Raw genomic sequence first — 18,553 nt, 5'->3', positions numbered from 1 at the left:
AATATTTAGGTGGCCTTTCAGCAATTGGCAGGCCAATTTTTTATAAGCCTAAAATAACGACAACTTGTCATTTATTAAACATTTTTTCGATGTCTTCCAGCGGTTGAATGGTCAACACCTTTTTTCCTTCGGGTGTGTAGTTGGGCGTTGCACAGGCAAAAAGGTTATCGATAAGATGATCGATTTCCACTTTTCCCAAATCGGTTCCGTAGTCGAGTGCCGAGGCTTTGGCCAGCGAAATGGCCACTTGCTCTTTTGCTTTTGCCCGGGCATCAACAGGCGAATTTTTGTATTCTTCCAGCAATTTTTCCACTATAATTTCGGGCGATGAAACATCCAGCACGCCGGGTGTTCCATTTATAACGAACGTGTTCTTCCCAAATTCGCGAATATCGAAACCCAGGGAAAGCAAATCGTCCAGAATATTTTTCAGCAGCTCGGCATCACCCGCATCCAGTTCAATTTTTTGCGGAAACAGTTGTTGCTGGCTGGCCACCGATTCAGATTTCAGCACTTCCATAAACTTTTCAAAAAGAATGCGCTCGTGCGCCCGTTTCTGGTCAATAATCATCACGCCCGATTTAACCGGGGTAAGAATATATTTTTGCTTAAGCTGAAGCACTTTTTTCCCGGTGAATTTCTCTTCTGTCTGTCTGTTTTCTGGTTCATCTCCTTTAAAACTCAGTTGCGACTGCTCTTCCCGGTAATTTGTTCCGGTTCCGGAATACAAGTCTTCCCAATGTTCCCGGTTTTGGCTATCGCGACTGTTTTGCCCCCAATCCCCGGGCGATGTTTCTTTTTCCTGATCAAAAGGATTGTACCTGGGGTCAACTTTTATTTCCGGGTAAGAACGGTCCCCACCATCTTTTTCGGGAACCGGAATATCGATGCTGCCACTTTGGTCAAAATCAATGGAAGGCACCACGTTGTATTTGCCAAGCGATTCACGAATGGCGGCATGAATTATCTGCCAGATGGTGCGTTCATTCTCAAACTTAATCTCGGTTTTGGTAGGATGTACATTAATATCGATTCCCGACGGGTCGAGATCAAGAAATAAAAAGTAGGATGGAAAAGTTTCGGGAGGCAACACTTTTTCATATGCCTGCATTACTGCCCGGTGAAAATAGGGATGCCGCATGTAACGTTTATTGACAAAGAAAAACTGCTCGCCTGTTGTTTTGCGGGCAAATTTCGGCTGACCAATAAATCCGGTAATATTTACCAGGCTGGTTTCTTCTTTCACCGGCACCAGGCTCTGATTTATAGTTTTCCCGAAAACATCGACAATTCGTTTTCTGAAATTGGTTTTAACCAACTCGTAAAGTGGCGAGTAATTATGGTAAAATGCAAATTTAATCTCCGGATTTGGCAGCGCAACTCGCTGAATTTCATTGATAATATGCTTAAGCTCAGTAGTATTGCTTTTTAAAAATTTGCGCCGTGCCGGCACATTGTAAAAAAGATTTTTAACAGTAATTGTAGTTCCGTTGTTGCATGCCACGGGCTCCTGCGTTTTTACCTCCGATCCCACAATGTGGATGAGTGTGCCCACTTCATCTTCCACCCTTTTGGTGCGCAGCTCCACATCGGCAATTGCCGCCACCGAAGCCAGTGCCTCGCCCCTGAACCCCATGGTGCGGATACAAAAAAGATCGTTGGCCGATAGTATTTTTGACGTGGCATGCCGTTCAAAAGCCATTCGCGCATCGGTGGGCGACATGCCACAACCGTTGTCGGTAATTTTAATCAGGGTTTTCCCGGCATCTTTAATGTGAATAACAATATCATCAGCACCGGAATCGAGCGCATTCTCGACCAATTCTTTCACAACAGAGGCCGGCCTTTGAATGACTTCGCCGGCAGCAATCTGGTTGGCTACAGCATCGGGTAATAACTGGATAATATCACTCACGAGCCCAGTAAATCTGAATAGAAAAACAAATAGAAAATTAACGCTAAAATCATAATCAATATGATTAACCGGGTATTGGAAGCCCTGCGGGCTTTCTCGGTTGTTTTGGAATACCCGCCCTGTGCTTTGCGAAATTGCCCTTTCACGTTGGGTTTGTAAGGTTTTCCATCTTCCTTCTTCTCATCAAAAATTCCCAGTTCTTCTTTAATTCGCCTTTCTCTCTCCTCACGCTCCTCCTTTTCAGGATCGTAAAACCGCGGAGTAATATTAAATCTTTTAGCTGCAGGTGTATGAAAAAACCTACCAATCATATTTATAAATTTTTATCTGCTACAAAGGTAACGTTTATTCTGCAAAATTTATTTCAGCCGGAAAGAGAGTGGGTTCAGATCGATTTCTCCAAAATCAGCATCAGGCTCTCATCGCTCAACACTACCGGATTTCCTTTCATGCTGCTGGCTTTTTTGGCTTTCTCCACCAGGGCCGGAAAATCACTCGGTGTTAACCCAAATGCGGATAATGAAGGAATATTCAGTTTTTCAACCATTTGCTGCGCCCACTGAATTCCATCTTCTGACCGGGCTTTTGATTCACCTGCCAATAGTTGTGCCACTTCCTCATATTTTGAAATAATGTGATTCAGATTTTGTGCTTTTGCACTTTTCAGGTTGGCATCCATAACTGCCGGCAGCAAACGGGCACAAACCGCACCGTGTGGTATCGGGAACATGCCGCCCATGGGACCTGCAAAACCGTGTACTGCGCCCAGCTTTACGTTGGCCAGTGCCATGCCGCCCAGCAGTGCAGCGTAGGCCATGTCTTCACGGGCATCCAAATTGGAACCGTTTTCGTAAGCTTTTAATAGCGAGCGGGAAACACGCTGCATTCCCTCGCGACCAAAATTGTCGATAAACGGGTTAGCCTGGTTGGAAACAAAAGTTTCGAGCAGGTGGGTCAAAGCATCCATTCCGGTAGTTGCTGTAACCTCTGGCGGCACGGAAAGTGTCAGTTCCGGATCAATCACCGCCACATCGGCAAACATCAGCGAACTGCGCAGGCTTACTTTCACTTTATGCTCCGCAGAATAGATAACCGAATTTTTACTGGCCTCGGCACCTGTCCCTGCCGTAGTTGGAATGGCAATAAACGGCAAGGGCTTTTCTTCCAGCTTTTTCCCTTTACCAATCACCTCCAGATAATCTAAAAGTTCTCCGGCATTGGGTGTTAATGCTGCAATGGCTTTGGCGCTGTCGATTACACTGCCGCCGCCAAACCCAACAATTGCTTCGCAATGGTTTTTCCGGGCAAGTTTTACACCCTCATCAATCATATCAGTTGTGGGTTCACTATTTACCTGAAAACTGAAAATTTCAAATTGTGAAGATGGCAAATTACCGGTCAGCAATTTTGCGCGACTGGTATTTTTACCGGTAATTAGCAAAATCCGTTCGCCAAATCCGGCAAGCAATTCAGGTACTTTTGAAATAGTACCACTTCCGAAAAATATTTGTGATGCTGTTGAAAAATTAAAATTCATATTCCTTATTCGAATTTCCAATACCCAAAAATCAAATTACAAATAATCTTCAAACAACCAATTCTCAATTATTAAAACAGAACAGCAACTCATCAGTTTGAGATTTGGCATTTGAAAAATGGTATGTAATCAATCCCATCCTTCTATACCGGGAAAAACGTTTGAAAATTTAATACTGCTGCGTGGTTCGGCCATCATGTCAGCCACGGTATCGCGCCATTTTTTGTAATGTGCCGTTTCTTTGTGCCTTACCGGATCATCGGGTGTTCGGTACACTTCAACCAGCACAAAACGCGTGGGATCACCCTGTTGCTGCACCACATCGAAACGAGCAATTCCCGGTTCCTGCAAACTCTGGCGTGCATTTTCAATGGTTGCTTCTTTAAAAGCTTCAACCTGCTCTTTTTTTACCTGAACAAAAACCTGAACAATAAACATAGCTTTTCATTTTCTTCAAAATTAAAAAAATGTGGTTGAAAATGGGAAAAGTGTGATGCGTGTTTGAAAATTTTAAACTGGCACTTACTTTTATTTTGATAAAAAAATGCACTTTTACTTTATTTCTGAAAAATAAACTGTATTCGGATTTGCAGGATGAAACGTTAAAAATAAACTAATGAACGGACGGAATTATCTATACAAAAGTGCGATAGTTGCCTCGCTGGCAGGTTTTTTATTTGGGTTCGACACCGTGGTGATTTCAGGAGCCGAACAAAAAATCCAAACGCTATGGGAACTGAACAGTTCGTTGCATGGGCTGGCCATCAGCATGGCGTTGTGGGGAACGGTGCTGGGAGCTCTAACAGGTGGCTGGCCGGCCCAGTTTTTCGGCCGAAAAAAAACATTACTGTGGATTGGCGTACTTTACCTGGCTTCGGCTTTTGGTTCTGCCCTGGCACCCGGAGTCTATTCTTTTATGGTTTTCCGCTTCATTGGCGGATTGGGTGTTGGAATTTCAACGGTGGCAGCTCCCATGTTTATTTCCGAAATCGCGCCGCCGGCCATGCGTGGCCGCTTAACCGGAATGTTCCAGTTCAACATTGTTTTTGGAATTCTGGTGGCTTATCTATCCAACTCGCTGCTGGGCGGAATTGGTGAAAATGCCTGGCGCTGGATGCTGGGCGTGGAAGCCATTCCGGCGTTACTGTTTACCACCTTTTGTTTCGGATTGCCCGAAAGTCCGCGGTGGCTGATAGTACAGAATAAAAACCGGGAGGCAGGGCTAGCGGTCTTAAAAAAGGTAAATCCGAATTTCTCAGAAAAAGAACTGAATTCCCTGGTGAATGAAATCGAAAACTCGGGAAATCAAAAAAACAAAAATCAAAAGTTTTTTACGCGAAAACTGCTGAAACCGGCTTTTCTGGCTTTTTTCATTGCTTTTTTCAATCAGCTTTCGGGCATTAATGCCATTCTCTATTTTGCGCCGCGCATTTTCGAAATGACCGGTCTGGAATCGCAGGCCGCGCTGTTGCAATCGGTAGGAATTGGCATCACCAACCTGATTTTCACTTTTGTAGGTTTGTGGTTGATTGACCGGCTGGGCCGCCGGACGCTGCTGTACATTGGCTCCTTTGGGTACATTGCTTCGCTTGGGCTCACCACGTGGGCTTTTGCTTCCGGAAACCCCGGTATTGTTCCGGTCTGTATTTTTGCATTTATTGCGGCCCATGCTATTGGCCAGGGAGCCGTCATCTGGGTTTTTATCAGTGAAGTCTTCCCGAACCGGCAACGAGCCTTCGGGCAGTCGCTCGGGAGCTTTACCCACTGGTTTTTTGCCGCGGCACTCACGCTGGTTTTCCCGCTGATGGCTGAAGCCTGGAAGCCACAATTCATTTTCGGCCTGTTTTTAGGAATGATGGTGCTGCAACTGGTTTGGGTACACTTTTTTATGCCCGAAACCAAAGGAATGATACTTGAGAAAATAGAAAAAGTGCTATAAAAAAAACTGTGACCAGAAAAATTATTTCCCCCTGTTAAGTCTTCTGAGCGAAAGCTTTTTCCAAATAGAATGTGCAAGATTAATTTCATTATCATTAAAACCAAAGCGTTTTTTTAAAATGACTTGATTTGTAATTTTCAGCAACTCTTCAATTTTGGTATTTTTTCTAATCAGTTCATCAATTTCAAATAACAACTCTGCATTTTTTTCATGATATGGTAACAAAATATCTTCGGCTTCATTTGGCATCAACTCCAATACTCCACCTCCGTGGCTTCGGCCACAAACTTCTGAAAATGCAAGAGAAAGTGAATTATAATAACTGGCGGTAAAAGCATTTAAATCAGTCCCTTTTTTCAAAAAAACCCTGTGCATAGTATCAGTAGTATATGCTTTTGCTTCGTTTATTATTAAGCGGGGGTATAAATTATTTCTCCTGATAAAAAGAGCATCCGATATTTTCAGGGATGGTACGACATACCAAACATCCCGGATACTCGTTTTATAACCCTTGTGGATTCCCAGATTTTCACCGGAAGCAATGTATTTGGCTGCGCCATTTTTTTTATTCAAATCTTTTCCTCCTGGGAATACAAGCAAATGGGATTTGGCTTTTGAATTCCTGTTCTTCTCCCAATCTTCATGCCTGAAAATGACACTATTTACCTGTACACTTCTTCCTACCATTGGTTTGGCATATTGTTGCAAATCATAAGCTTTCACAACTGACAATGGTACAGTAAAAAAACTATTGGAGCCAGTGGTTATTCCAACCTCCACCTCAGCAAAATTTCCAATTTTGGGAATATTTTTAGACTCTGCAATATTTTCCAAAAAATCAATTTCTTTTTGCTCAAGAAAATAGAAAGTCCATTTGTTCGACTTAAAATCAATTTTCTTTTGAGGACTTCTTAACCTTGAAATATCAAGCTGACTTAACTCACCGGCATCCTTTAATTCGATATGTTCAATTTTGTGTTCCCCGGAATTGTTTTTTTCACACAAAAGCAAAACTACCTCTTGTTGAATATTCTGAAATACAAGTTTTTCAAAAGTATAAAATATCTTTATGAAAAAACAGTTCTATTTCTGCCTGAAATACACCTGAATGGGTACTCCGGTAAAATTAAAGTTCTCCCTGATTTTATTTTCGATGTAACGCCGGTACGGCTCCTTAATGTATTGCGGCAGATTGGCAAATAATGCAAAAGAAGGTGTTTTTGACGGCAACTGGGTTACATATTTAATTTTAATGAATTTCCCCTTTACCGAGGGTGGCGGATAATTCTCAACAGCTTCCAGCAGCACTTCATTCAGTTTGGAAGTTTTAATCCGGTTTTTGCGGTTTTTATATACCTGAATGGCAAAATCAAGTGCTTTGTGCACCCGTTGTTTTGTTTTTGCTGAAACAAACAAGATTGGAACATCGGTAAACGGGGCTATTCGTTCACGAATTTCAGCTTCCACGTTACGTGTAGAGTAGCCATCTTTTTCAATAATGTCCCACTTGTTCACCAAAATCACCACCCCTTTTTTGTTCCGCACAATCAGGTTGAACACATTCACATCCTGGGCCTGCATGCCGCGGGTGGCATCAACAAGCAACATGCAAACGTCCGATTTTTCGATGGTACGCACCGAGCGCAGCACGGAATAAAATTCGATATCATCGTGAACTTTCCCTTTTTTGCGCAGGCCGGCGGTATCTACGATCACAAAATCGTGCCCGAACTTATTGAAGCGGGTGTGGATGGAATCGCGGGTAGTGCCTGCCACATCGGTTACAATGTAGCGCTCCTCACCAAGCAAAGTATTGATAAATGAAGATTTACCCACGTTGGGGCGGCCAACTACTGATAAATAGGGTAACTCATGCTCTTCTTCCTCTTCTCCGGAAAAATCAAAAGTTTCGATTACCTGGTCGAGCAGATCGCCGGTGCCGCTGCCGGTCATGGATGAGATACAAAATATTTCGCCCAGTCCGAGACCATAAAATTCCTGTGCATCCAAGATGCGCTGGTTGTTGTCCACCTTGTTTACAGCAACAATTATTTTTTTTCTGCTTTTCCGAAGAATAGCTGCAATGGCATCGTCGAGGTCGGTAATTCCCGATTCCACGTCCACCACAAAAAGAATTACATCGGCTTCATCGATAGCCAAGTGGACCTGTTTGTTAATTTCAGCTTCGAATACATCGTCGGAATTCACCACATAACCGCCGGTATCGATTACTGAAAATACTTTGCCGTTCCATTCGGCTTTGCCGTAGTTACGGTCGCGGGTAACGCCCGAAATTTCATCCACAATAGCTTCTCTCGATTCGGTTAACCGGTTAAAAAATGTTGATTTGCCCACGTTGGGGCGGCCTACTATTGCTAATATCTTGTTGCTCATTTTTCTTTAAAATTAACACCGTGCTTTAGCATGGTGACTTCGTTGCTCAACTGATTCCAACCATTTTTGAAAAAATTATTTTTAAAAATTAAAATTTTTTCAAAAATGGTTTTGTATAAACATTGCTATATTAACCACCGCGCTGGAGCACGGTGCTGTATTTAGTATGCATCGTACCCAAAATTTTTCAGGGCACGGTCTTTATTTCGCCAGTCTTTGGCCACTTTCACAAAAAGTTTCAAAAATATCTTTTTCCCGAAGAATTCCTCGGCATCGGCACGGGCTTCAGAACCCACTCTTTTCAGCATTTTGCCTTCTTTGCCAATTATAATTCCTTTCTGGCTTTCGCGCGAAACATAAATTACGGCTTCAATATGAATAATTTCCTCCATCTCTTTGAATGACTCCACCTCAATTTCAACCGAATAAGGAACTTCTTTCTGATAGGCCAGCAATATTTTTTCGCGGATAAATTCCTGCATAAAAAAACGCTCGCTGCGGTCGGTGAACTGGTCTTTATCGAAAAACGGAGGATTTTCGGGCAGCAGTTCCAGAATGCGGGCTAACACGGGTTCAAGGTTAAATTTTTCGCGGGCAGAAACAGGAAAAATATCGGCCCCGGGAAATACCTCGCTCCAGTAATCAAACAAGCGGGTTACCTCATTCTGGTCCGACAAATCAATTTTGTTGATGAGCACAATTACCGGCATGTTCGATTTGCGGATGCGTGCAATGTACTCCGGGTTTTTATCGGGTTGTTCCACCACATCGGTAACAAACAAAATCACATCGGCATCGGTAAGTGCCGAGTCCACGAATTTCATCATGGTTTCCTGCAGCTTGTAACCGGGCTTCAAAATTCCGGGTGTGTCGGAATATACAATCTGAAAATCTTCACCGTTTACAATTCCTTTAATGCGGTGCCTCGTGGTCTGCATTTTTTTGGTAATAATCGATAATTTTTCTCCCACCAATTCATTCATTATGGTGGATTTACCCACGTTTGGATTCCCGATTATATTTACAAAACCAGCTTTATGTGCCATATTTTATTGTATCAAATTTCTGTTTCAAATCAATTTTAACCACTCCCCTGTTTTCTTTTTCCCTTTGTTGAAGGTGTAGTTTGGATGGGAGGTCACAATTCACTAAAAATCAGCGCAAAGATAATTGAATTGTGTTACCTGTAAAGAATTTCAATAACCGATTTTAAAAAACGAAGCAGTTAATAATGTTAGTGTGTTATTTTTCTTGTTAAAAGTATTTAAAAAACATGCATCAACGCCCTCGTGGTTTGACGTTTCCCATTTTTTTGCTATTTTCAAAACAAACGATTGATTAAAAAATTCAAAAATGGAAACAAAACACCTTGATAAAATCGCAATAAATGTTCATGCACGCAGAATACTGCTTACAATTCTGAAAGAAAATCCGATACTGGAAAAAATACTGCGCAGTTCGTCCAACGAAAAAGAGGCTATGGAAGCCATTAAAGAATGGGTACGCCCGATGCTGAAAAAAAACCCGGCCGCAGAGGCATTCTATAAAAAGAAGGATCATAATCATGAGCTTTTTCAACAATTGAACTGGGAAGATTTTGCAGCCATCCGGTTGCTGGATTATATTGAACATGCCGGAGAGGCTTTTCCCGACCAGAATATTCACGGCGAAATGGCTGTTACCAACCCCATAAAAATGATGTGGCTGGCCACCAACTTCGGAATCGGGGGTGCCAAACCCGATTTTTTTCACGATATGCTTCGCCTGTTCCGCCAGCTGAATGGCAAATTAAAACCTGAAATTCCGCAACGCGCGGAAATTGAAAAGTGGATGAGACGCTACCCCGCCGGAACTGATAAAAACATTGCCGAGCTGAGAAGACAAAACCGCGACCGGATAATTCGCATTCTGATAGGAAAAATTGAAAATGGTGAAATAAAAACGGGACGTTACAATCTTGAACCCAGTCTTACCCAAAAACAAAAAATAGAAAAGATGCTGGAGTGGTGGAACGAAAGTCGCTTTCACCTGAAATTTGCAGTCCGCTCGCCCGGGCTGCTGAACGAAATGCTCGATTACTCCCTCGACCCCGACACGATGGACATTTTATACGAAGCGGAAAAAAAAGGCATTCCGTTCTTTGTCAATCCATACTATTTGTCGCTTTTAAATGTTCAAACCCCGGGATTTGCAGTTGGCGGCGATTTGGCTATTCGCTGTTACATTATTTACAGCAAACAACTGGTTGAAGAATTCGGCCTTATTGAAGCCTGGGAAAAAGAGGACAAAGTGCAGCCCGGTAAACCCAATGCAGCGGGTTGGCTGCTGCCGTCGTCGCACAACATACACCGCCGCTACCCCGAGGTGGCCATTTTTGTCCCCGATACGGTGGGGCGAACGTGTGGCGGGTTATGTGCCAGCTGCCAGCGCATGTACGAATTCCAGAATGGCCACTACAACTTTAACCGGAAAAAGCTGAAACCGGAAAAATCTTGGAGCGAGCGAATGCCCCTTCTGCTTGAATACTTTAAAGACGATGCCCAGTTGCGCGATATCCTTATTACCGGCGGCGACGCACTGATGAGCTCAGACAAAAGCCTGAAAAACATCCTGGATGAAGTGTATAACATGGCCCTTCGGAAAAAAGAAGAGAACAAACAACGGCCTGACCGCGAAAAATATGCAGAGATTGTACGCATAAGAATTGGTACCCGGCTGCCTGTTTACATTCCGCAGCGGGTTACTCCCGAACTGGTAAACATACTGGCCGATTTCAAGCAAAAAGCTTCGGAAATAGGGGTGAAACAATTCGTTATCCAAACCCATTTTGAATCGCCAATGGAAGTAACACCCGAAGCAAAAAAGGCTGTTGAAATGTTGCTCAGTGCCGGCTGGTCAGTAACTAACCAACTGGTTTTTACAGCACCAGCCTCACGAAGGGGACATTCTGCAAAATTGCGTAAAGTGTTAAACGATATTGGCGTTCTCACTTATTATACATTTACGGTGAAAGGATTTAAGGAAAACAGCGCCAACTTCACACCCAATGCCCGTGCCGTGCAGGAAGAGCTGGAAGAAAAATACATTGGAAAGCTCCCGCAGGATGAAATGGAAACCCTGCGAACACTTACCCATGATGCTGAAAAATTAACCGAAAACATCGATGCTTTGCGCCAAAAACATGCGATACCTTTCCTTGCCACCGACCGCAACATTATGAACCTTCCCGGTGTTGGGAAAAGCCTCACCTTCCGCACCATTGGAATTACCCGTTACGGGAGGCGCATCCTGGAATTCGACCACGACCGCACACGTAACCACAGCCCGATTATTGACGATATGGGGAAAGTTATTGTAATTGAGTCGAAATCAATATCGGAATACCTGCGGCAATTGTACGATATGGGAGAAAAAGTTGAAGAATATGAAGGCGTTTATGGTTACTCGCTGGGCGAAACAGAACCGCGCATGCCCATGTACGAATACCCGGAATACGATTTCAAAATTTCTGATGAATTAACCCATCTGGAGTTGGAAGAGCATCATTAATTAATTGTTTTCTTTAATGTATTCCATCACTTCCAAAAACGTAGCACAGTAATACTCGTTGCTGTGCTCGTTGTTCATGGCCATCTTGCGCTGTTTCGCGCCATTCATCCAGCCGGTTGTATAAACTTTGTGAAATCCCCGTACAGTAAAAGGTGCCTTTCAACCCGAACTCGTCAAGTTGCGGGACTGCCACATCGAGGTGGCAGTCGAGGGCATCATCGTAGGTAAGAACAACCGCAGCTTTGGTGTCTTTAGGCCAAGTGAAGTGGGCTTCGTCAATTTTTGGTGTTGAAACAACCAAAAGAAAAACCCATATAAGGAAAAACGTACTCTTCATGGTGTTGAAATTTGTTTGCACAAAAATAAGGAGAATTAATTGATGCATTTACTCTTCAAGAACAAATCCCATTGCAGCCTTAATTCCATCCGCAGCACTCGAAATAATTCCCCCTGAGTAACCGCTTCCCTCGCCAACAAAATACAGATTTTCAAATCCGGTGCACAACCCATTTTTTTCGCGCAATACCTGGATGGGCGATGAAGTTTTACTTTCCAATCCGATTAAATTACCGGTTTCAAAACCACGCATTTTACGGATGAAATCCTTTAATCCTTCCTGCATGGATTTTACTGCAGGTTTTGGCAGCAATTTCCAAAGGGGCATCGGTTTCACACCCAGCGGATAACTGGATTCAAACTGATTTTTCCGGGTTGTTTGTTGCAGAAAATCTTCAATAGAGCAGCCTGGAGCCGTGTAACCGGAAGCAATTTCATAAAATTTCCGCTCCAAATTTTCAACAATTTTCAACGCTTCACCGGGCGAAACTGTTTTTCCGGCCAGCTCATCGGGATGAATGGCGGCAACGCAGGCGGCATTGGCAAATTTCCCGCCACGGCCGTAGTAGCTCATTCCGTTTACAATGTTGGTATCGGCATAAGCCGCAGCCGGAACCACCACTCCACCCGGGCACATACAAAAGGAGAAAACCTGGTGTTTTCCATCGGCCGGCGATGTAATGCGGTATTCCGCCGCTTTTACTCCGGGCAATTTTTCTTTGCCCCATTGCGCAAGGTTAATAATCTCCTGCCGGTGTTCCATCCGGCTTCCTATCGCAAAATTCTTGGTTCGAAACTGTACGCCGCGCTGCATCAGCATTCGGTAAGTTTCATAAGCCGAATGGCCCGGAGCAACAAACAGCGCATCCGCAGTCAAATTTCCCTGTGTAGTGACGACCTCAGTAACTTTGGATTTTTTAATGATGATATCCTCGAGCAGCGTTTCAAAAAGAATTTTACCTCCCTTATTTTCAAATTCCTCCCGCAGGTTTTTAACAATCTTTCTTAAATTATCGGTTCCGAGGTGCGGATGTGCCATGTATGCAATTTCTGCCGGTGCGCCGGCTTCAATATAATTGTCAGTAATAAAATTTTTCTCTTTTGAAATACGTTTGGAACGGGAAGTGAGTTTCCCGTCGGAGAATGTACCGGCACCGCCTTCGCCAAATGCATAATTATTTTGAGCATCGAACTTCCCGGTTTTTTCAAAAGCAGAAATAGATTTCGCGCGTTTGACTACATCCGAACCGCGTTCAATGATCGTTACCTCAAAACCTGCTTTTTGTAAAACCAGGGCAGCAAAAAAACCGGCCGGGCCGCTTCCGGTTACAACTACCTGTTCTCTTCTTTTCCGGAACGGGATTTCCAGGTTTTCATCTGCCGGTGCATCACCTCCTTTTATTTCGGGCGAATTGACAACTACTCTTACCTGCCAGAAAATGTTCGATTTTTTGCGTGCATCCAGGCTTTTATGCTCCAGCTGAAAAGAAAAATCACGAATACGTAATTGTCTTCCGATTTTTTCCCTCAGTTGCTCCGGTGTAAAATTAGTTGGCAGTTTTAAAGTAAGTGTTTTAAATCCCATTTTAAAAAGTTTCAACTCAAAAGTAAATAATCAAACTGTTTTTCAAAAGCAGAATTTTTTATTCCCCGAAAAAATGAATCGTTTTACTTTCGTCAGGCAAAAATACCTGTTTATCAGTCAAATATTACTACTCAACCTATTTTATTGTTGATTTATCATTTGATTCAGGCAATTTACTTCCGAAGCAGAAAATTTGTAACTGTTCGCAATATGGCACGTCTCACAAATTAATTAGGGAAAATTGCTTCAAAGCCATGAAAAGAAATTGCTTCAATTTGAAAAACTGATAAAAACTGTTTTTCACATAAAAGAAATGGGTGTTTGTCGAATAAATTAAGCCAATTGACAGGAAATTAGGAATCGATCTGAAAATAGAACAGGGTGAATTTGTATCTACTATGGGTTCGTCGGGTTCGGGAAAATCAACCCTGCTCAACATCCAGGGTATCCTCGACAATTACGACAAGGGTTCTTATTACCTGAACGGCACTTTAATAAAAGACATGTCGGGAAAAAAGGCTGCAAAACTGCGGAACGAACTGCTGGGGTTCTTATTACAGGCGATTATCCCGATTATTTCAAAATTGATCCGTGGACACCGGTGAAAGGCCGTCTGCTGAATGAAATCGATATTTTGCAAAACCGCAAAGTGTGCATTATTGGTGAGCGGGTGGAAGAAGTGCTTTTTGAAAAAGGGGAAGATCCGATTGGGGAGTATATAAAAATCAATGGTGTTTATTTTCAGGTAGTGGGTGTATTCGGAGGAACGCTGTTTTTCCTCTATAACATTGAAATTAAAAGCGGCCTGACAAAAGACGACAAAGTAAAAGGAGAGAAAATAGATCCGGTAAAGGCAACAGAAGGAGAAACCAGCCAGGGTTAACGTAGGTAGTTCGGTTTGGTTTATTTAAATTAGCTCAAAATTACGGAAGGATAACTGCAAATCATATTTTTGAAATCATCAAAAAAAAATCGATAGAAAAATGAACAGGATTATAATACTTTTTACCGCTGTACTGTTTTTCGGCGCTTCAACTGTTTCGGAAGCCCAGGAAGAGTGGACGCTCCAAAAGTGTATCGATTATGCACTGGAAAATAACATTCAGATAAAACGGCAGGAACTGAACACCCAATACAGCCGCAACCAGGTTAGCCAGGCACGGGCCGACAGGCTGCCCAACCTGAATGCCGGTGCGTCAAACAATTTCAGTTATGGGCGGTCGCTGAATAACGACAATGTGTATGAAAATGTAAACTCAACACAATTAACCGGTTATGTGAACTCAAACTTAACGCTGTTTAACGGGTTTACGTTGCAAAAAACCATTGAACAAAGCCGGCTCGATTTACAGGCTGCCATCCAGGATTTGGAAAAAACCAAAGATGACATAATTCTGAATATTGCCGCTGCCTACCTCGAAATTTTATTTGCCGAGGAGTTGGCACAGATTGCCGAGGCACAAATTGAAGTGACCAAACAACAAATCGACCGCACAGAAAAACTGATTGAAGCCGGCAGCCTGGCCCGCGGCGCCCTGCTCGAAATTGAAGCCCAGCTGGCACGCGAAGAGCTGCAACTGGTAAACGACGAAAACCGGGTGAAACTTGCTTACCTGAATTTGTACCAGCTGCTTGAGCTGCCGGTTGAAAAAAGTTTTAAAATTAAAGAGCCCGTTTTACCCGAGGTTAAAGCCAATGTTACCATGGCCCACTCGTTCGATGTGTTTTCGGAAGCAGTGAAAATACGCCCCGAAATTGAAGCTGCCCGGCTCAGGGTTGAAAGCGCCAAACGCCAGCTCGATATCGTGAAAGGGAACCGGTACCCCAACCTGAGTTTTGGGGCAAACTACAACAACCAGTATTTTAACATTCTCAACAGCGAATTTGAACAGCTGCCTTTTGGCGAACAACTAAAAAACAACAGCCGGTATGGGTTTGGATTCACCCTGAACATCCCTATTTTCAATCGTTTTCAGGTAAAACACGGCGTTTCCAATGCCCAACTGCAAATTGCCGATTACGAATACCAGCTCCAAAGTTCCCGAAATTTATTGCGAAAAGATATTGAACAGGCCTACACCAACGCCCTTGCCGCCCTAAACCGCTATGTCTCGAGCGAAAAAGCCGTTGAATCAACCCGCGAAGCATTTCGTTATACCGAAGAAAAATTTAACGTGGGAATGGTCAATTCTGTGGAATACAACCAGAGTAAAAATAACCTCACCACAGCGCAGTCGGAACTGTTGCAGGCCCGGTACGAGTATATTTTCCGTGCCAAAATCCTGGACTTCTACAACGGCGTGCCTATTGAGTTATAAACGAAATTCCGGTGGTTTTCTTGTAAATGAATATTGTTATTGACCCGTACAGAAAGTGCGAGTTTTTATTTTTCTTCAACTGCTTTTGCTTCGCGTCCCGAATAAATATCAGCAGCAACAATCATGGCGGTAAACCCCCAAAACGGAACCGACAATTTATCGGTATCCAAAAAATTATTTAAAAATCCATGCACGTAGTAAGTAACTAACCCGATAATGGCTGCCAGCACAATTCCCTTCAGTCGTGGGTCTTTTAACCGGGTATAGGCATGAATTCCGGTGTAAAGGACAGTAATCAGAATAATCAGAAAAGTTACCAGCCCCAGCACCCCCGATTCTGAAAGCGGTCCCAGGTATTCGCTGTGGGCGTTTCCACGATCACCAGCATTGGTACTTATTATTGTACGCTCTTTTTTCAACTGAAAAGGAGCATACTGAAACATGTAAGTGCCCGGCCCGAAGCCAAATACCGGCTTTTCTTTGAACATTCTGATGGCACACCCCCATCGGTTGAGCCGTTCCAGGTTCGAGGCATCGGATGAAATATTTGATATGGAAGAAAAATGCTCGGTTAAGTTGGACGACGACTCATCGGAATTGCGTTCGAGATGCATTACAATCTGCTGTTGAAAAGAAAAAACCAGCGCGATCACAATAATGGCTGAAATAAAAATGGGCTGAAACCGGATTTTAAGTTTAATAATTACCCAAACCCCAAAGGCTGCAATCATACTCACCCAGGCTGCCCGGCTGTAGGATAAAATGAAAGCCATAAATAATATTCCCAAAACTACCAGTGCTGCATTCCGTATTTTTTTGGAGTACTGTTTACTAAAGGCAAACAACATGGCAAATGGCAGGTACATGGCAATTGCCGCCCCATACGAAGTATGATCGTTGTAAAAAGGTGAAACCACAAAATGGGCAGCCTGCTTGTCCCACAATCCGTAACCCCAGTGTCGGTAGGTTGCGTAAAAAATAACCACTAAAAACGCAATAAGGTACAACCAAATATATTGTTCCATTTTTTTGCCCTCCTTAAAAATTTTTGCTGTTAAAAAGTAAAGGCAAACAACAAACCAAATTCTTGCCAGCAAAAACTTAACGGAAACAACCGGCATGGTGCTGGTAAGGCTGGTTAGCAATATCCATATTAAATTAAGATAAATGGCCATTGAAACCGGGTGAGTCAGGATATCCCTATCAAAGTTTCGTTCATGAATAATTTTTAGAAGGAAAAGAATCAGCAACCCAAACAAAATAGGTTCGGTGGGGAGAAACATATTGAAACTCAGCCCGGGCATTATCTCGCTGAGCGGGAGCGAAAGGGGGGTAAAAAAAACAACGAGGTAAATAAGCTTATCGAATGAAAAAACAACCAGCAAAAAAACAGCGAGCAATGCCGGAAGGGCATTGATTATCAGCGAATCTCTTTTTACCACGAAATAGATATTCAACAAGATAAAACTTATTGAGATGAGGTAAAAAAGGGTAATTCTTATGGCATTGCTACGAAACAAAAGTTAGTCTTTTTTACGGTAATCGAGAACAAGAAAAACCAGTAAGGCAACAAACACGGCCGAAACCGTAGAAAATGCCACAATCAGCCAGCGCACCGGGTACGATTTTTTGTCGGGCGGAACGGGATATTCAACCACATGTGCGTAGGTGATATCTTTTTCATACTCACTCAAGTGGGTTTCGTACAATGTGGTAAGCGAATCGATGGCATTTATTAAAAATTCATGCCTGTTCTCCAGCCATTCAGCCTCACTTCCCTGTTCAGCCAGATTATCATACAACTCTCTGATTTCCCGGGTATTTGAACTGGAAGTTCGCCCGTTGGCCAGCGCTTCCATGTAGCCTTCAGTTACTTTTTCCACCTGACTTTTATAATCCAGTATTCCGTATTCTTTACGTACCGCATTAAGTTGAGCTGTAAGTGTATCTAATTCGTCATATTTTTTTTCAAGGCCTTTTTTTGAAATTTTCACCATTTCCCAATCTTTGGCTTTATGCATGTTGCGCACTTTTTTATTGTAGAAATGGATAATGGAATCACACATATCACTGGCCCTTTGTGGATTATAGTCCAGTACTTCAATCTCCACCGTTTCAAATTTGGTTTTGCTGGCGCTCACATTTTTGTTGTAAATGTCGAGCATATAGGTGAGGTAATGCGGATTGTCGCGGCTGATTTTATACACCTCGTCCAGCTGAAAAGCATCGAACATTTTTAGCTTGATATCGCGCGAGTTGATAATCTCGAGCATTTGCTCCGACTCCGACTCCTCGCTCAACACCCAGAGGTTGGTGGGGTAAATTCGGGCGGTGGATTTATACTTGGGTTTGATAAATGCCGGCCCCGAAAAAATGGCCGATAAAACAATAGCCACAATCCCGACAATTACAAAATGAAATTTCCGCCTCCAAATCAGATGAAGGATACGCTGATTATCAAAAAAATTATTCATAAATGTGGTTTCTATTTGATAGCAATTATGGAACGAACCGGAGCCATTTTTAGTATTGTTTAACAGATTTTTGAACGCATTATTCGGCAATTAGGAGGAAATAATTCTTCTTCCCTTTTTGAGCCAGTATATATTTATCGTCAATCAGAAACTCTTTCCCAATAACCACCTCGGCATCGGTTACTTTTTCTTTGTTGATACTGAGGCCGTTTCCTTTAATTGTTCTGCGCAATTCTCCTTTCGAGGGAAAAACCTGTGTTTTTTCGGCCAGCAAATCAATCACATTTACCCCGGCTTCAATTTCGGTTTTGGAAACTGAAAATTGCGGAACTCCCTCAAAAACAGAAAGGAAAGTACTCTCGTTCAGCTTGCGAAGTTGCTCTGCAGTACCTTTGCCAAATAAAATTTGCGAGGCTTCCACGGCCATTTCGTAATCCTCTTTCGAATGCACCATGATTGTAATTTCCTCGGCCAGTTTCTTCTGGAGCAGCCGGCGATGTGGTTCT

At 43.0% G+C, this 18,553-nt stretch carries 16 protein-coding genes and 1 pseudogene; 5 read left to right on the top strand and 12 right to left on the bottom strand.

Translation table 11 applies throughout. The annotated features are described in order from the left end of the window. Positions 1 to 67: 67 nt before the first annotated feature. The 4 genes from mutL to ACTCNA_RS08220 form a co-directional block, all read right to left on the bottom strand. Positions 68 to 1,915: a DNA mismatch repair endonuclease MutL gene (gene mutL, locus ACTCNA_RS08235; protein WP_462947427.1), complete on the bottom strand. Its 1,848-nt coding sequence runs from the start codon at positions 1,913 to 1,915 to the stop codon at positions 68 to 70. Then, a complete protein-coding gene (locus tag ACTCNA_RS08230) occupies positions 1,912 to 2,226 on the bottom strand; it encodes a hypothetical protein (RefSeq protein ID WP_462947426.1) in 315 nt (104 codons plus the stop codon). The genes mutL and ACTCNA_RS08230 overlap by 4 nt, the downstream gene beginning before the upstream one ends. Before the next feature lie 74 nt (positions 2,227 to 2,300). Beyond that, positions 2,301 to 3,452 carry an iron-containing alcohol dehydrogenase gene (locus tag ACTCNA_RS08225; protein ID WP_462947425.1) on the bottom strand — a complete coding sequence of 384 codons (1,152 nt, stop codon included), beginning with the start codon at positions 3,450 to 3,452 and terminating at the stop codon, positions 2,301 to 2,303. A gap of 129 nt (positions 3,453 to 3,581) precedes the next feature. Next, positions 3,582 to 3,890, bottom strand: coding sequence for a putative quinol monooxygenase (locus tag ACTCNA_RS08220; RefSeq protein ID WP_462947424.1), 309 nt, complete (start codon positions 3,888 to 3,890; stop codon positions 3,582 to 3,584). Positions 3,891 to 4,068: 178 nt separating this feature from the next. Between ACTCNA_RS08220 and ACTCNA_RS08215 the strand changes: the two genes are divergently transcribed. Further along, positions 4,069 to 5,391, top strand: a complete 1,323-nt coding sequence (locus ACTCNA_RS08215) for a sugar porter family MFS transporter (protein ID WP_462947423.1) — start codon at positions 4,069 to 4,071, stop codon at positions 5,389 to 5,391. A gap of 21 nt (positions 5,392 to 5,412) precedes the next feature. Here the strand turns inward: ACTCNA_RS08215 and ACTCNA_RS08210 are convergent, their stop codons facing one another. The 3 genes from ACTCNA_RS08210 to era form a co-directional block, all read right to left on the bottom strand. Then, a complete protein-coding gene (locus ACTCNA_RS08210; RefSeq protein ID WP_462947448.1) occupies positions 5,413 to 6,396 on the bottom strand; it encodes a hypothetical protein in 984 nt (327 codons plus the stop codon). A gap of 78 nt (positions 6,397 to 6,474) precedes the next feature. Beyond that, complete coding sequence (gene der / locus ACTCNA_RS08205) at positions 6,475 to 7,785, bottom strand: ribosome biogenesis GTPase Der (protein ID WP_462947422.1); 1,311 nt, start codon at positions 7,783 to 7,785, stop codon at positions 6,475 to 6,477. Positions 7,786 to 7,946: 161 nt separating this feature from the next. After that, positions 7,947 to 8,831 carry a GTPase Era gene (gene era / locus ACTCNA_RS08200; protein ID WP_462947421.1) on the bottom strand — a complete coding sequence of 295 codons (885 nt, stop codon included), beginning with the start codon at positions 8,829 to 8,831 and terminating at the stop codon, positions 7,947 to 7,949. 307 nt (positions 8,832 to 9,138) lie between these two features. On the opposite strand from era, the gene ACTCNA_RS08195 reads away from it, so the two are divergent. Then, complete coding sequence (locus tag ACTCNA_RS08195) at positions 9,139 to 11,334, top strand: KamA family radical SAM protein (protein WP_462947420.1); 2,196 nt, start codon at positions 9,139 to 9,141, stop codon at positions 11,332 to 11,334. A 13-nt stretch (positions 11,335 to 11,347) separates the two neighbouring features. Here the strand turns inward: ACTCNA_RS08195 and ACTCNA_RS08190 are convergent, their stop codons facing one another. Together ACTCNA_RS08190 and ACTCNA_RS08185 are read right to left on the bottom strand one after the other, a co-directional pair. Then, a complete protein-coding gene (locus tag ACTCNA_RS08190; RefSeq protein ID WP_462947419.1) occupies positions 11,348 to 11,671 on the bottom strand; it encodes a polysaccharide deacetylase family protein in 324 nt (107 codons plus the stop codon). Between the two features lie 48 nt (positions 11,672 to 11,719). Beyond that, the gene (locus ACTCNA_RS08185) at positions 11,720 to 13,255 is read right to left on the bottom strand and encodes an NAD(P)/FAD-dependent oxidoreductase (protein ID WP_462947418.1); all 1,536 of its coding nucleotides are present in this window, start codon (positions 13,253 to 13,255) and stop codon (positions 11,720 to 11,722) included. A gap of 398 nt (positions 13,256 to 13,653) precedes the next feature. Here ACTCNA_RS08185 and ACTCNA_RS08180 point away from each other — a divergent pair, with 398 nt between their 5' ends. The 3 genes from ACTCNA_RS08180 to ACTCNA_RS08170 all read left to right on the top strand — a co-directional run bounded on the left by ACTCNA_RS08180 (position 13,654) and on the right by ACTCNA_RS08170 (position 15,573). Beyond that, a complete protein-coding gene (locus ACTCNA_RS08180) occupies positions 13,654 to 13,860 on the top strand; it encodes a hypothetical protein (RefSeq protein WP_462947417.1) in 207 nt (68 codons plus the stop codon). Then, on the top strand, positions 13,857 to 14,138 hold the full coding sequence (locus ACTCNA_RS08175) for an ABC transporter permease (RefSeq protein WP_462947416.1): 282 nt from the start codon (positions 13,857 to 13,859) through the stop codon (positions 14,136 to 14,138). Before ACTCNA_RS08180 ends, ACTCNA_RS08175 begins: the two co-directional genes overlap by 4 nt. Before the next feature lie 100 nt (positions 14,139 to 14,238). Next, positions 14,239 to 15,573, top strand: a complete 1,335-nt coding sequence (locus ACTCNA_RS08170; protein ID WP_462947415.1) for a TolC family protein — start codon at positions 14,239 to 14,241, stop codon at positions 15,571 to 15,573. Between the two features lie 65 nt (positions 15,574 to 15,638). On the opposite strand, the gene ACTCNA_RS08165 is transcribed toward ACTCNA_RS08170, so the two are convergent. From ACTCNA_RS08165 to ACTCNA_RS08155, 3 genes and pseudogenes are all read right to left on the bottom strand, one after another. After that, positions 15,639 to 17,093 (bottom strand): O-antigen ligase family protein, encoded by a 1,455-nt coding sequence (locus ACTCNA_RS08165; protein WP_462947414.1) that lies wholly within the window; start codon positions 17,091 to 17,093, stop codon positions 15,639 to 15,641. A gap of 3 nt (positions 17,094 to 17,096) precedes the next feature. Beyond that, entirely contained in the window at positions 17,097 to 18,047 is a 951-nt protein-coding gene (locus ACTCNA_RS08160) for a Wzz/FepE/Etk N-terminal domain-containing protein (RefSeq protein ID WP_462947413.1), read from the bottom strand. A gap of 79 nt (positions 18,048 to 18,126) precedes the next feature. After that, a pseudogene (locus ACTCNA_RS08155) lies at positions 18,127 to 18,553 on the bottom strand (tyrosine--tRNA ligase); the annotation flags it as partial.

This window comes from Tangfeifania sp. (assembly GCF_055108615.1).
The sequence above is the reverse complement of the archived record's forward strand: the minus strand, read 5'-3'. Positions and strand labels throughout refer to the sequence as shown.